The following is a 14627-nucleotide window of genomic DNA, read 5'->3' on the forward strand; positions in this document are numbered from 1 at the left end:
CTTTCGAGACCTAAATGTCTTTGATTGAAAATGAATATATTTGAACCAGACTTTAGCAAATTAGCGAGGCTATTTTTAAAATAAAAAATGAAACACATTAAACTTATTCTTTTTTCAATACTAATATTGAGCATCAATAGTTGCTCGGTTTATAACTTCACAGGAACCGGTAAAATCGACGCCGAAACATTCCAAGTTGGTTTTTTCCAAAATAATGCGGAGTTAATCGAACCCGGAATTGATCGTACATTTACATTAGAACTTCAAGATTTGATTCAGAACCAAACTAATCTAAACTTGGTCAAAAACGGTGCTGATTTGACATATGAAGGAGAAATTGTAGATTATAGAATTAGTCCAATGACAGCAACCGCGGATCAGCGAGCAGCTCAAAACCGTTTAACGATTCGGGTGAATGTTCGTTTTACCAATAAGAAAAAAGAAGCGGATGATTTTGAAAAACCATTCACATTTTTCTACGATTATCCTGCAGAACAACAATTAACAGGCGCGACTTTGAATAGTGCTTTGAAAGATATTTTTGAGAGAATAACACAAGATATTTTCAACGAGTCATTAGCTAAATGGTAAATGAGGTTATATTCGGAAATTTGATGATTTGCTCAATCGAATAACAAATTAATGAATAACCAAATAAACGAAGAACCTTTATGAATGTAACCGATTATACTTATTTGATTAACAAACCCGATGCTATCCATGAAAAGCAAACGGAGGCTTTAGGAAAAGTACTTATTGAGTTTCCTTATTTTCAAAGTGCCAGAGCGATTCAATTAAAAGGACTTTACTATCAAAATAGTTTTAAATACAATGCTGCTTTAAAAATAACAGCAGCCTATTCAACGGACAGATCGGTTTTATTTGATTTCATCACATCGGACACTTTTACTTCTATTCATAAAAGTCTGTATGATAAAAGAGCCCTCGAAATTTTAGATATACAAGTAATCGATAGTGAAATTCTTATTTCTGAAGAAAAATCAGAAGTTAAAATAAACACATTAGAACAATCGATTCTGACTTCAATAAAGGAAGCTTCTCCAATTGAAAAAGAGAACAATTCAATAGCAATCGAGGAAAAACTAGCTATTGGAACACCGTTGGACTTCTCTAAAAAAGAACAACATTCCTTCCAAGAATGGCTACAGCTTTCGCGAACTGAACCAATTAAAAGAGAAAGTGAGCAACCAATACATCAAGCTGCACCAATAATAGATGCAGACAAAAGAAAAAAAACAGAATTAATTGATAAGTTTATAGAAACGAGTCCGAAGATTTCTCCATTAAAACATGGCGTACCTTCCACTGTTGCTTTTGACTTAAATGCAGCTGACAATTCCTTCTTAATGACGGAAACTTTAGCCAGAGTCTATTTGGAACAAAAAAAATATCAAAAAGCGATTCAAGCTTATGAAATATTAATTTTGAAATATCCAGAAAAAAGTAGTTTCTTTGCAGACCGCATAACGGATATTAAGATTTTACAACATAATAATAATTAAACAATGAGCACATTTTCAATTTTTTTAGTTTTAATAACTATAGTTTGTTTTCTATTAATCGTAGTAATCATGGTTCAAAACCCTAAAGGTGGCGGATTATCATCTACAATAGGTGGTTCTCAAATGCTGGGTGGTGTACAAAAAACAACTGATTTTTTAGACAAAAGCACTTGGACATTAGCAACTATACTAATTGCACTTATTTTACTTTCTAGCTTAAGCTTTACAGGAACATTAAGTGATACCGATTCAAAAATCATTGAAAACACAGGAAGTACAGCGCCAGCCGCAAGCACTCCAGTTGCACCAGCTCAAAACACACCTGCTGCCACAAATCCAGCACAATAAATTATTACAACATATTCTAAATGCCAGCCTGTCAAAGCTGGCATTTTTTATAAGAAATTATGTCAGTTTCAGTAGCATGGCACAATTTCTGAAATCTTTATAGACGTTAAAATAAATATATAAAAATATAAAATCATGGCTTTAAACATTAAACCACTTTCAGACAGAGTTCTTATCGAACCCGTTGCAGCTGAAACAAAAACTGCTTCAGGGATTTTTATTCCAGATACAGCAAAAGAAAAACCACAAAAAGGAACTGTTGTTGCTGTTGGAAACGGAACAAAAGAACATACAATGACTGTAAAAATTGGCGATTCTGTTCTTTACGGAAAATATGCTGGTACTGAATTAAAACTGGAAGGAAAAGATTATTTGATCATGCGTGAAGACGATATTTTAGCAATAATATAATCGAATTAACAAATAAACGAATTAACAAATAAAATTAAAATGGCAAAAGATATAAAATTTGATATTGAAGCACGTGACGGATTAAAACGTGGAGTTGATGCATTGGCAAATGCTGTAAAAGTGACTCTTGGACCAAAAGGTCGTAACGTAATTATTGGAAAAGCTTTTGGTGGACCAAACGTTACTAAAGATGGTGTTACCGTTGCAAAAGAAATTGAATTGAAAGATCCATTGGAAAACATGGGTGCTCAAATGGTAAAAGAAGTAGCGTCTAAAACTAATGATTTAGCTGGAGACGGAACTACAACTGCAACTGTTTTGGCGCAAGCTATCGTAAAAGAAGGTTTGAAAAACGTTGCTGCAGGTGCAAATCCTATGGATTTGAAACGCGGTATTGACAAAGCGGTTGAAGCTATTGTAGCTGACTTAGCAAAACAAGCAAAAGTAGTAGGAAGCGATTCTGAGAAAATCAAACAAATTGCTTCAATTTCTGCTAACAATGACGAAGTAATTGGTGAGTTAATCGCTACTGCTTTCGCAAAAGTTGGAAAAGAAGGCGTTATAACTGTTGAAGAAGCTAAAGGAACTGATACGTATGTTGATGTTGTAGAAGGTATGCAATTTGACAGAGGCTATCTTTCTCCATATTTTGTGACTAATTCAGAAAAAATGGAAGTAGAATTGGAAAATCCTTACATCCTTTTGTACGACAAAAAAGTTTCTTCATTAAAAGAATTATTACCAGTTCTTGAGCCAGTTGCTCAATCTGGAAAACCATTATTGATTATTGCTGAAGATGTTGATGGTGAAGCTTTATCTACTTTGGTTGTAAATAAATTACGTGGAGCCTTGAAAATCGCTGCTGTAAAAGCACCTGGTTTTGGTGACAGAAGAAAAGCAATGTTAGAAGACATCGCTATCTTAACTGGAGGAACTGTGATTTCTGAAGAAAGAGGATACACTTTAGAAAACACAACTATCGAAATGTTAGGAACTGCTAAAAAAGTGACTATCGATAAAGACAATACAACAATTGTAAGTGGTGCTGGCGAAGCTGATATTATCAAAAATCGCGTAAACCAAATCAAAGGTCAAATGGAAGCTACCACTTCTGATTATGACAAAGAAAAATTGCAGGAACGTTTGGCTAAATTAGCTGGTGGAGTTGCCGTACTTTATGTTGGTGCTGCATCTGAAGTAGAAATGAAAGAGAAAAAAGACAGAGTTGACGATGCGCTTCACGCAACTCGCGCTGCTGTTGAAGAAGGAATTGTTGCTGGTGGTGGTGTAGCTTTATTAAGAGCTAAAAATGCACTTAGCGCTATTAAAGCTGATAATGCTGATGAAGCAACAGGAATCCAAATTGTATCTCGTGCCGTAGAATCTCCATTGAGAACTATTGTTGAAAACGCAGGCCTTGAAGGTTCAGTTGTTGTAGCAAAAGTTGCTGAAGGTTCAGGTGATTTTGGATATAATGCCAAAACTGACGAGTATGTTGACATGCTTAAAGCCGGTATTATTGATCCTAAAAAAGTAACGCGTGTAGCATTAGAAAACGCAGCTTCGGTTGCCGGAATGATATTGACTACTGAATGTGCTTTGATTGATATCAAAGAAGACAATGGTGGTGGAAACCCAATGGGTGGTGGTATGCCAGGAATGATGTAATAGCATCTTCCTTAAAATAAAAACCGTCTCGATATAATCGAGACGGTTTTTTTATGAGTTGTATTTTTTTCTTATTCTTGAACTTTTGATTTTTTACTGAACTTGTAAATTACGGGTAAGACCGTTATTCCAACTAAAATCAAAACAATTAATTCGATGTGTTCCTTTAAATCAATTTGATAATTATCGAGCAAAAATCCATATAAATAGTGTCCTGCAAAAATTAATGTAAACGACCATATAAATGAACTTAAAATGTTATAAAACATGAATTTTTGTTTATCCATGGACACAATTCCTGCTACTATAGGCGCAAAGGTTCTAAATATTGGAAGAAAACGAGCAAAAATAATTGCCTTTCCACCGTATTTTTCAAAAAAGTCTTTGGATTGAACCAAGTATTTTTTCTTAAACCAAAAACTATCTTCCTTGTTATACAAGTAATAACCACTTTTTGAACCAAACCAGTATCCTACTACATTCCCTAAGATTCCTGATAACGCCACAAGGGTTGATAAAAGAACAACATTTATAAAATCGTTATTAATAAATACAATATTCTCTATTAATTCACGGCTGTAAATTCCCGCCAAAAACAACAAACTGTCCCCTGGTAAAAAGAAACCAGCAAATAGGCCTGTTTCGGCAAATACAATAAATAAAACTATATAAATACCCAATTTAATTCCATTAACATCAAAATGAATATAAAAAAGTGGGTCAATTAAATTCTTCCAATCAAAATCGTTCATTCTTAGGTTTTTTATGCTAAAATTATTCGTGCGTGAAAGTACGGATAATATATCTTAACAACAATTTATTGCTTTATTTTAAAGTTTTATTAACGGTTCATTATGCCTCTTCATTTTGAATATAAATTATACTCCTCTATTTATCAAATACCGTACAAGGATTACAAAATTTTACACTGATTTAACTACTGTGACAATATGTAATTTTATTAAAAAAAAGGTTTACAATTCAAATTCTTGCCCCATCAAAGGAACTTTACAATCAAAATCATATTTTTCATGCACTTTTATACGGAGCTCATCTAATGGCTCATTTTCACCATGAACTAAAAAAACTCTGGTTGGTTTATTTTCTAATTCTGACAACCAATTGAGTAAATCGTTTTGATCTCCATGCGCTGATAAACCTTGTATTTCTAGCACATTTGCTTTTACCGGATAATACTGCCCATGAATTTTAATTTCTGTCGCTCCTTCTAATAACTTTCTTCCGCGTGTTCCTTCGGCTTGATACCCTACAATAATCAAAGTAGTTTCCGGAAGACCAATATAATGTTCGAGATAACTCAAAACCCTTCCTCCAGTTACCATTCCGCTGGCTGCTATCACCACTTTAGGTTGCTCATCAAAAATCACCTCCATGGTTTCCTGATAATCCGAAACCAATGAAAACATTTCACTCATTTCGGCACATTCTTCCAAGGACAACTTATGCCATTTTTGGTTATTAGAAAAAATATTTAGCGCGTTGATTCCCATTGGCGTGTCAATAATATAGGGGATATTTGGAATTCTATCTTCTTTCCTTAATTGCCACAATAAATACATGATGGTTTGGGCACGCTCTACGGCAAAACTCGGAATAATAATCGTTCCGCCTTTATTGACGGTATTATTGATATACATTTCCAGTTCTAATTTGGTATCCGTTTTAGGATGAATACGATTTCCGTAGGTACTTTCCAGAAAAACATAATTGGCTTTTTTAGGTTTAGTTGGCGGATACATCAACACATCGTCATCCCGACCAATATCTCCCGAGAAAACTAAGGTCTTATTTTCAAGGGTTAAAGCAATACTGCATGCGCCCAGAATATGTCCCGCATTGGTATAAACAGCTTCGATTTGAGCATCTAAAGCAACAGCCTCATTAGTTTCAATTACTCTAAATAGCGGAAAAACTTTCTCAGCTTGATCCACCGTGTACAGCGGCTCGGCTATTTCATGTTTCGAATATTTCCCTTCATTGGCATTTTTAGCCTCTTCTTCCTGAATTTTAGCACTATCTAAAAGAATTAGTTTGGTAATATCTTTTGTAGGCCTTGTACAATATATTTTCCCTGAAAAACCTTGATTAACTAATCTTGGCAACCAGCCACAATGATCTAAATGTCCATGAGTCAGCAAAACAAAGTCTATTGTGGATGCCAAAACAGGCAGAGGCTCCCAGTTAAGTTCGCGCAACGGCTTTAATCCTTGAAACAATCCACAATCAATCAAAATCCGAATTCCGTTACTTTCAATTAATGTTTTAGAACCGGTTACAGTTCCCGCACCACCTATAAATCTTACTTTCATGGGATTTGATTTTTAAAATTAAACTGACAGTTCAAACTTACTTCTTAAAAATACCTACATAATTCTGATGCCTCTTTCAGCACATTTTTCATCCGATTTTCACTTAATCCAATCCTATTGAGACAATCTGAATTGTTAATTATCTCCTTTACTAAAATGACATCTAAAATTAGTAACTTATCTTTTTCAGCGAGAGACAAAGTCGTCAAACAGGTGACTGGATAAAGAGAATTAGTATCATTTTTGGTTTTCAAATTATTTTCCGCTGGATAGTCCCAGCTCAGCAAACTCAATTCAGAACATTTAGAAAATGTAATTGCATCTGCAGTAAAACGGTTATTAGTAACAATCCAGCATTTAGAGACGATGTCTTTTTGGTCAAAAATAGGATGCTTCTTTTCTTTTATATCATTAAAACGAGACAAAATATACATTGGAACTTTCACATCAGAAGCTACATCTCTGCCCGCATGATACTTACATTCAACCATAGCTATGGTTTCATTTTTTTTGACCAAAACATCTATTTCATGCGAAACACATTTTCCTTGCAAAGTCAAATTGGTAATCGTTTTATAGTTTTCCGCAACAAAAAGACGGGCTATATATTTCTCGAAAAAGAAACCTGCAGGACCTAAAAGCCGAATTGCTTCTCTTAAATTATATCGTGCTGCATGAGAATTAGCACTTTTTTTCAACAGCGAAAAAGCCATTTTATAAATTTCTTTCGTAGAAATACCTTCATACATTTGCTTTTTTATAGCATTCAGTATGGCATCAACCACAACAGTACTTGCACCCGATTTTAAAAGAGATTTTTTGAGTTTATCTGAGTTAAATTCCACAATATCTCCAGAATGTTTGATGATTTTCATATTCGTATTGTTTTGATAAACAAACCCTTAAATCACCACTAAAGGTACGGAAAAAAGACTACTTATTTTGTTTTTGATAATAAAATCCAGGAACAAATAACAGTACAAAAATAGGCTGGATTAAAAACCTACGAACATAAAATAGAATCCAATTACTATTTTCATTTGCGTAGTAAACAATGTAGAAAAAAGCAGCCATTAGAATCATGAAGAAAAAGTAATACAGTGCAAAAGCAAATTTTACCATTGTCACATCTTTGAAGAGGACATAGATAATACCCAATGAAATAGCTGTATTTAATGTATAACGAAAAAATAATCCTAAAAACAATTGGGTCGAATTAAAACTTGGCAATCGTAGCTTGGTAAAATCTTTTTTGAAAAAATCCAAAAAAGGATCATAGAATAACTCATTTTCAAAAGCACGAACCAGCACTAACAATGCCACCAAAAAAAGGAATTGTAGCACTCGAATTTTGTTATTTAGTATCTTTTGAAGCATATCTAGAAAAATTACGGACCCAAATTAACCACAACATAAAAACTACACCATAAATATACAAAGGAAAAAGGACTCCGTGTAAAAACGGCTCTTGTTTTGGAAAATAAAAAATCAGGGCACTTAAAGCCGCAATTCTCAAAACATTCAATACGTAAATAAGCAGGCTTCCGCCAAAGATAAATAGCAATGTTATTTTTAGTTTTCCTGAAAAAGCTACCACAAATGAAATAAACAAAATAATCACACTAACAGCATTACAACCTTCGACAATTCGGGCAACATATTTATCATTGAAAAACAGCTTCATATAAGGATGAATCTCACTTTTTTTAATGTAGGATTGATTATTAAATAATCGCATGACTTGTTCTGTATTATCACTCACCATTACAGTAATAGAATCTATTTCGTTTTCCTCAAAACTATTAAGATAGTGCTGATATAAAAAAGTCAAAACTATATACGTCAAAAAAAAGGCCGCCAGAAAAAGTAAAAATGGTTTGTAGAGTGTAAAATATTTTTTCAAAATCAATTTTTTAACAAATTTATGTAATTTATAAAACGAGCTTTAAATACTTTTGTAAAAAATTAAAAATATGACATTTCAAGAATTACAACCAAAAGTAACCGAAATCACTTTAAACACGGCAAAATCCAGAGACGAAAAACTATTATCTATTTGTCAATTGCTTAGCGATTCTATTTCGTATTATAATTGGGTTGGATTTTATTTTGCAAATCATGAATCTAAAACATTGCACTTAGGACCTTATGTAGGAGCAGAAACAGACCACACGGTAATCCCTTTTGGAAAAGGAATTTGCGGACAAGTAGCCGTTTCTAACGAAAACTTTGTAGTTCCTGACGTTTCGGCACAAGACAATTATATCGCTTGTAGTTTTACTGTAAAATCAGAAATCGTGGTACCGCTTTTTGTAAACGGAGAAAACATAGGTCAAATTGATATTGACAGTCATGTAATAGATCCTTTCACTGAAGAGGATGAAAAATTCTTGGAATTTGTAAATAAAGAGGTGGCTAAATTGTACTAAAATAATTATATTTGGTTGCAAATAAAACATCTTATGTCAACTAATTCATTTGCTGCAATATTATTTTTGCTGTCCACTTTATCATTTTCACAAACTCCAAAAGACGGGAAAATATTTTTAGATTCAACATGGAATGAGACTACTGAAGCAAATCATAAATATTATAGGATAGTCAAAGATTATTATTCTGATAAAGAAAGCTATAAAATTTATGATTATTTTAAATCCGGAGTTTTACAAATGGCTGGAGCCTCAAAATTCAAAGATCGTTTACAAAAAGAAGGACAGTTTGTTTATTATTATGAAAATGGCAACAAAGAATCCATGGAAAGTTATATAAACGGTTCGCAAACTGGAAAACAATACAATTGGTATCAAAATGGACAAAAAAAATCAGAGACTGAATTTTTCATCGATAACAACACCAGATATCCTAATTATAAAATAATTCAATTTTGGGACATAAATGGTAACCAAAAAATAATTGATGGTAATGGTGAATATGAAACGAAAACTGACAATTTCTATGAAACCGGCAAAATTGTTAATGGTTTAAAACATGGAATATGGGAAGGTGTTGTTAATTCTGAAAAGTATACCTATACCGAAAATTATATGGAGGGAAATCTTATATCTGGAACAAGCACAGATTACAACAATATTAAATATAATTATACATCAATAACTACTATGCCTGGACCAAAAAAGGGCATAAAGCATTTTTACAATTTTATTAGCAATAATTTCATCCAACCTAAAGAAGCTAAATTATATAACGTGTCAGGCACTGTATATTTAACCTTCATTATTGAAAAAGACGGTAGAGCGAGTGATATTAAAGTTGTCAGAAAGGTAGGTTTCGGAATTGATGAAGAAGCTATTCGAATAGTCAAAAGTTATAACCAATGGAGTGCTAGTAAAACAAGAGGAATGAACAGAAGTGTAATGTATTCTTTACCTATATCAATAAAATAATTCTCAAATGAGTTAAATACTATTTTTAAAATTGGAAGATACAAAATACTAATATCATCTAAAACTTGTCGATTTGAAAATAAAGATTATCTTTGCACCCGTCTTACAATAGATGTATGACATACATAAAAATCATTAAACAAATATTGGAATGTATTTAACTAAAGAGATTAAAGAAGAAATCTTCGCTCAACACGGAGAAAAAACAAACACAGGAAAAGCTGAAGCGCAGATTGCTTTATTCACTTTCAGAATTAGCCACTTGACTGAGCACTTGAAAAAAAATCGTCATGATTATAATACAGAGCGTTCATTAGTATTGCTTGTAGGTAAAAGAAGATCTTTGTTGGATTACTTGAAGAAAACAGAAATCAACAGATACCGTGAAATTATCAAAGTATTGAATATCAGAAAATAATCAATATAAAAGAGGTGCGAAAGTGCCTCTTTTTTTATTTTACAATTTAAAGTCTAAAGGTTCTATTTTGGTCCTGACACAAAAGGGATTAGAATCAAGACTACACCATAAAGTCTGTACTAAATCAGTATAGATGAATAAAAAAAGTTTGGTTTTTCATTGGGTTTTAGGCATTAACTACGCAAAACAACAACTACAACACAACTAAAACCCATGTTTAACTAATAAATTAAATTTATGATTCCACAATTATTTGTAGAAAGTATCGATTTAGGTGATGGCAGAAACATCACAATCGAGACAGGTCGTTTAGCCAAACAAGCGGATGGATCTGTAGTAGTAAGAATAGGTAAAACTGTTATTTTAGGAACAGTTGTATCTTCAAGAAAAGCAAGTCCAGGTATCGACTTTTTACCACTTACGGTAGATTATCGTGAAAAATTTGCTGCAGCAGGTCGTTTTCCAGGTGGTTTCTTCAAAAGAGAAGCGCGTCCAAGTGATAACGAAGTGTTAACAATGCGTTTAGTAGACCGTGTTTTGCGTCCACTTTTCCCAGATGATTACCACGCAGAAGTGCAAGTTATGATTCAATTAATGTCTTATGATGAAGATGTAATGCCAGATGCATTAGCTGGTTTAGCCGCTTCAGCAGCATTAGCTTTATCTGATATTCCTTTTGAAACTTTAATTTCTGAAGCAAGAGTTGGAAGAATTGATGGTAAATTCATCATCAATCCAAGTCGCGCACAATTAGCATTATCCGACATTGATATGATGATTGGAGCTTCAATGGATTCTATCGCGATGGTAGAAGGTGAAATGAAAGAAATTTCAGAAGCAGAAATGTTAGAAGCAATTAAATTTGCTCACGAACACATCAAAAATCAAATTGCTGCTCAACTACGTTTGCAAGCTGCTTTTGGAAAAAAACAAGTTCGTACCTATGAAGGAGAAAGAGAAGATGAGACTATTTATGCAAAAGTAAAAGACGCATCTTACGATAAAATTTATGCTATTGCAAGCAAAGGTTCTTCAAAACAAGAACGTACAGCTTCATTTGCAGAAGTAAAAGAAGAAGTAAAAGCACTATTTACAGAAGAAGAATTAGCCGCAAATGGCGATTTAGTTTCTAAGTATTTTTACAAAACAAACAAAGAAGCAGTTCGTAACGTAACCCTAGATTTAGGAACACGTTTAGACGGAAGAAAAACTACCGAAATCAGACCAATCTGGAGTGAAGTAGATTACTTACCATCGGTTCACGGATCAGCATTGTTTACACGTGGAGAAACACAAGCATTGGCAACAGCAACTTTAGGAACCTCTAGAGAAGCAAACCAAATTGACTCTCCATCAGAACAAGGTGAAGAAAAATTCTACTTACATTATAACTTCCCTCCTTTCTCTACTGGTGAAGCTCGTCCTTTAAGAGGAACTTCAAGAAGAGAAGTAGGTCACGGAAACTTAGCTCAAAGAGCATTAAAAAACATGATTCCTGCTGATTGTCCGTATACAATTCGTGTAGTATCTGAAGTTTTAGAATCTAACGGTTCTTCTTCTATGGCTACCGTTTGTGCTGGAACATTAGCACTTATGGATGCTGGTATCCAAATGATTCGTCCAGTTTCTGGAATTGCAATGGGATTAATTACTGATGGAGAACGTTTTGCTGTATTGTCTGATATTCTTGGTGATGAAGATCACTTAGGAGATATGGACTTTAAAGTAACTGGAACTTCTATAGGAATTACAGCTTGTCAAATGGATATCAAGATTGACGGATTGAAATATGAGATTATGGAAGCAGCATTGGCGCAAGCTCGTGACGGTCGTTTGCATATTCTTGGAAAATTAATCGAAACTTTAGCGGAGCCAAAAGCAGATGTTAAAGCGTATGCTCCAAAAATCATTACAAGAAGAATTCCTAATGCGTTTATTGGAGCATTGATCGGACCTGGTGGAAAAGTGATTCAAGAATTACAAAAAACTACAGGAACTACAATTGTTATCAATGAAGACCCGACTACTGAAGAAGGAGTTATTGAAATTTTAGGAACAGATCCTGCTGGAATAGAAGCGGTATTAGCTAAAATTAAATCAATCACTTTCAAGCCTCAAATGAATGAGTCTTATGAAGTAAAAGTAATCAAAATGCTAGATTTTGGTGCAGTTGTAGAATATACAGCAGCTCCAGGAAACGAAGTTTTATTACACGTATCGGAACTTGCTTGGGAACGCACTGAAAATGTTTCTGATGTAGTAAAAATGGGTGATGTATTCGAAGTAAAATACTTAGGACTAGATCCAAAAACTAGAAAAGAAAAAGTGTCACGAAAAGCACTTATGCCAAGACCTCCGCGTGAGGAAAGAAAAGAGTAATCAGATCTTAAGTTTACTAAAGGTTTATTTATAGGAAATCCCGTTTCATGAATTTGAAACGGGATTTTTGTTTTTATTTACATTATTTTAAAAACAATTGTAACTTTTTTGAAACTCCATACGTATAATCATTTGTACACTTAAAAATTGAGGAGACAAAAACATGAGACAACTTAAAATCACCAAGCAGGTAACAAATCGTGAAACTGCATCATTAGACAAGTATTTACAAGAAATTGGAAAAGTTGACCTTATTACCGCTGACGAAGAAGTAGAATTAGCACAAAAGATTAAAGCTGGTGACCAGAAAGCATTAGAGAAATTGACAAAAGCCAATTTACGTTTCGTGGTTTCGGTGGCAAAACAATACCAAAATCAAGGGTTAACACTTCCCGATTTGATTAACGAAGGAAATTTAGGATTGATAAAAGCAGCACAACGTTTTGATGAAACACGTGGTTTCAAATTCATTTCGTATGCAGTTTGGTGGATCCGCCAATCGATTCTTCAAGCATTGGCTGAACAATCTCGTATCGTTCGTTTGCCTTTGAACAAAATTGGTTCTATCAATAAAATCAACAAAATGTACGCTTTATTAGAGCAATCTAACGAGCGTCCACCATCTGCTGAGGAAATTGCAAAAGAACTTGACATGACCGTAAATGACGTAAAAGAGAGCATGAAAAACTCTGGTCGTCACTTATCAATGGATGCGCCTCTTGTAGAAGGAGAAGATTCTAACCTTTACGATGTATTACGTTCTGGTGAATCACCAAATCCAGACAGAGAATTGATCCACGAATCATTGCGTACCGAAATCGAGCGTTCATTGGAAACACTTACTCCAAGAGAAGCTGATGTAGTTCGTTTGTACTTTGGTCTTGGCGATCAACACCCAATGACATTGGAGGAAATCGGAGAAACTTTCGACCTAACTCGTGAGCGTGTGCGTCAAATCAAGGAAAAAGCAATCCGTAGATTAAAACACACTTCAAGAAGTAAAATACTAAAAACATATTTAGGATAATACAGTCAAATGCTACAAAGTCAAAAATCATATCGTCCAACAACTGTATGATTTTTGACTTTCGGCTTTCGACTAATAAGTAACGACGGTCTGATTAACTGTTCGTTTTTTGATTGATGATTGAAACTCCGGCTGATTACCGGAGTTTTATTTTTTAAATCTGAATTCATTTCAGATTCCCTTAAACCTTTCCCATTTATAATGATTTGGGCGTAACCCTCCGTAAAAAACTTCGGGTCAGGCTTTCGGCTTTATCTCTCCGTTACACTTCGAGGATACCGCCTCTATCCTTTACACAAATCGCAGGATAATTCACGAATTGAATCTATAAAAAACTTTCTCCAATTGCTGCAAAAAAACTACTTTTGCACAAACAACACAAACTGTATAGATGCACTGCAGTGCATCTATACATAACAACTACCCAATGAAGAATACACTTATTGCACCATCAGTGCTTGCAGCCGATTTTGGTAATCTGCAACGCGACATCGAAATGATCAACAACAGCGAAGCCGATTGGTTTCACATTGACATCATGGATGGCGTTTTTGTTCCAAACATTTCTTATGGAATGCCAGTTTTGGAAGCCATTAACCGCCATGCCAAAAAAACAATTGACGTTCACTTGATGATTATCGATCCAGACCGTTATATTAAAACTTTTGCTGAATTAGGCGCAAATATTTTAAGCGTACACTATGAAGCTTGCACACACCTCCACAGAACGCTACAAGCAATTAAAGCTGAGGGAATGAAAGCTGGAGTTGCCATTAATCCACATACTAATATTGACTTACTGGAAGATGTAATCAATGACATTGATTTAGTGTGTATCATGAGTGTGAATCCTGGTTTTGGAGGACAATCTTTTATAGAAAACACCTATACAAAAATTGAAAAGCTAAAAGCTTTAATCACTAAAAAAGGGGCAACTACGATCATTGAAGTTGATGGTGGTGTAACCAATAAAAACGCAAAACAATTAGTGGAAGCCGGAGCCGATGTTCTGGTAGCGGGAAGTTTTGTTTTCAAAGCCGAAAATCCAACCCAAACGATACAAGATTTAAAGAAGCTTACAAACTTCTAGAAAAGTGGCGCATTTAGCGCCATTTTTTA

The 14627-nt window shown here is 34.1% G+C and carries 16 protein-coding genes; 11 read left to right on the top strand and 5 right to left on the bottom strand.

Annotated features, from left to right (window positions below):
• Positions 1–87: 87 nt before the first annotated feature.
• From G7A72_RS06415 to groL, 5 genes are all read left to right on the top strand, one after another.
• A complete protein-coding gene (locus tag G7A72_RS06415) occupies positions 88–591 on the top strand; it encodes an LptE family protein (RefSeq protein WP_113665190.1) in 504 nt (167 codons plus the stop codon).
• 80 nt (positions 592–671) lie between these two features.
• Positions 672–1523: a tetratricopeptide repeat protein gene (locus G7A72_RS06420; RefSeq protein WP_165151868.1), complete on the top strand. Its 852-nt coding sequence runs from the start codon at positions 672–674 to the stop codon at positions 1521–1523.
• Positions 1524–1526: 3 nt separating this feature from the next.
• Positions 1527–1871, top strand: coding sequence for a preprotein translocase subunit SecG (gene secG / locus G7A72_RS06425; protein ID WP_165151869.1), 345 nt, complete (start codon positions 1527–1529; stop codon positions 1869–1871).
• A 135-nt stretch (positions 1872–2006) separates the two neighbouring features.
• On the top strand, positions 2007–2282 hold the full coding sequence (groES, locus tag G7A72_RS06430; RefSeq protein WP_007137725.1) for a co-chaperone GroES: 276 nt from the start codon (positions 2007–2009) through the stop codon (positions 2280–2282).
• Between the two features lie 39 nt (positions 2283–2321).
• The gene (gene groL / locus G7A72_RS06435) at positions 2322–3950 is read left to right on the top strand and encodes a chaperonin GroEL (RefSeq protein WP_114754245.1); all 1629 of its coding nucleotides are present in this window, start codon (positions 2322–2324) and stop codon (positions 3948–3950) included.
• A gap of 71 nt (positions 3951–4021) precedes the next feature.
• On the opposite strand, the gene G7A72_RS06440 is transcribed toward groL, so the two are convergent.
• The 5 genes from G7A72_RS06440 to xrtF all read right to left on the bottom strand — a co-directional run bounded on the left by G7A72_RS06440 (position 4022) and on the right by xrtF (position 8183).
• A complete protein-coding gene (locus G7A72_RS06440) occupies positions 4022–4702 on the bottom strand; it encodes a DedA family protein (RefSeq protein ID WP_113665187.1) in 681 nt (226 codons plus the stop codon).
• A gap of 222 nt (positions 4703–4924) precedes the next feature.
• A complete protein-coding gene (locus G7A72_RS06445) occupies positions 4925–6280 on the bottom strand; it encodes an MBL fold metallo-hydrolase (protein ID WP_165151870.1) in 1356 nt (451 codons plus the stop codon).
• Positions 6281–6324: 44 nt separating this feature from the next.
• Positions 6325–7155, bottom strand: a complete 831-nt coding sequence (locus G7A72_RS06450; protein ID WP_165151871.1) for an ATP cone domain-containing protein — start codon at positions 7153–7155, stop codon at positions 6325–6327.
• 58 nt (positions 7156–7213) lie between these two features.
• Positions 7214–7657 (bottom strand): exosortase F system-associated protein, encoded by a 444-nt coding sequence (locus G7A72_RS06455; RefSeq protein WP_165151872.1) that lies wholly within the window; start codon positions 7655–7657, stop codon positions 7214–7216.
• Positions 7635–8183 carry an exosortase family protein XrtF gene (xrtF, locus tag G7A72_RS06460; protein WP_165151873.1) on the bottom strand — a complete coding sequence of 183 codons (549 nt, stop codon included), beginning with the start codon at positions 8181–8183 and terminating at the stop codon, positions 7635–7637. Before xrtF ends, G7A72_RS06455 begins: the two co-directional genes overlap by 23 nt.
• A 70-nt stretch (positions 8184–8253) precedes the next feature.
• Between xrtF and G7A72_RS06465 the strand changes: the two genes are divergently transcribed.
• The 6 genes from G7A72_RS06465 to rpe all read left to right on the top strand — a co-directional run bounded on the left by G7A72_RS06465 (position 8254) and on the right by rpe (position 14598).
• On the top strand, positions 8254–8709 hold the full coding sequence (locus tag G7A72_RS06465) for a GAF domain-containing protein (RefSeq protein ID WP_165151874.1): 456 nt from the start codon (positions 8254–8256) through the stop codon (positions 8707–8709).
• A 33-nt stretch (positions 8710–8742) separates the two neighbouring features.
• Positions 8743–9684, top strand: a complete 942-nt coding sequence (locus tag G7A72_RS06470) for an energy transducer TonB (protein ID WP_165151875.1) — start codon at positions 8743–8745, stop codon at positions 9682–9684.
• A gap of 151 nt (positions 9685–9835) precedes the next feature.
• Entirely contained in the window at positions 9836–10102 is a 267-nt protein-coding gene (gene rpsO, locus G7A72_RS06475) for a 30S ribosomal protein S15 (protein ID WP_113634840.1), read from the top strand.
• Between the two features lie 237 nt (positions 10103–10339).
• Entirely contained in the window at positions 10340–12481 is a 2142-nt protein-coding gene (locus tag G7A72_RS06480; RefSeq protein ID WP_165151876.1) for a polyribonucleotide nucleotidyltransferase, read from the top strand.
• A gap of 163 nt (positions 12482–12644) precedes the next feature.
• On the top strand, positions 12645–13508 hold the full coding sequence (locus tag G7A72_RS06485; protein ID WP_007137700.1) for an RNA polymerase sigma factor RpoD/SigA: 864 nt from the start codon (positions 12645–12647) through the stop codon (positions 13506–13508).
• 427 nt (positions 13509–13935) lie between these two features.
• Positions 13936–14598 carry a ribulose-phosphate 3-epimerase gene (gene rpe, locus G7A72_RS06490; protein WP_165151877.1) on the top strand — a complete coding sequence of 221 codons (663 nt, stop codon included), beginning with the start codon at positions 13936–13938 and terminating at the stop codon, positions 14596–14598.
• Positions 14599–14627 lie beyond the last annotated feature (29 nt).

This window comes from Flavobacterium sp. Sr18, from assembly GCF_011064265.1.
Classification (GTDB): Bacteria; Bacteroidota; Bacteroidia; order Flavobacteriales; family Flavobacteriaceae; genus Flavobacterium; species Flavobacterium petrolei.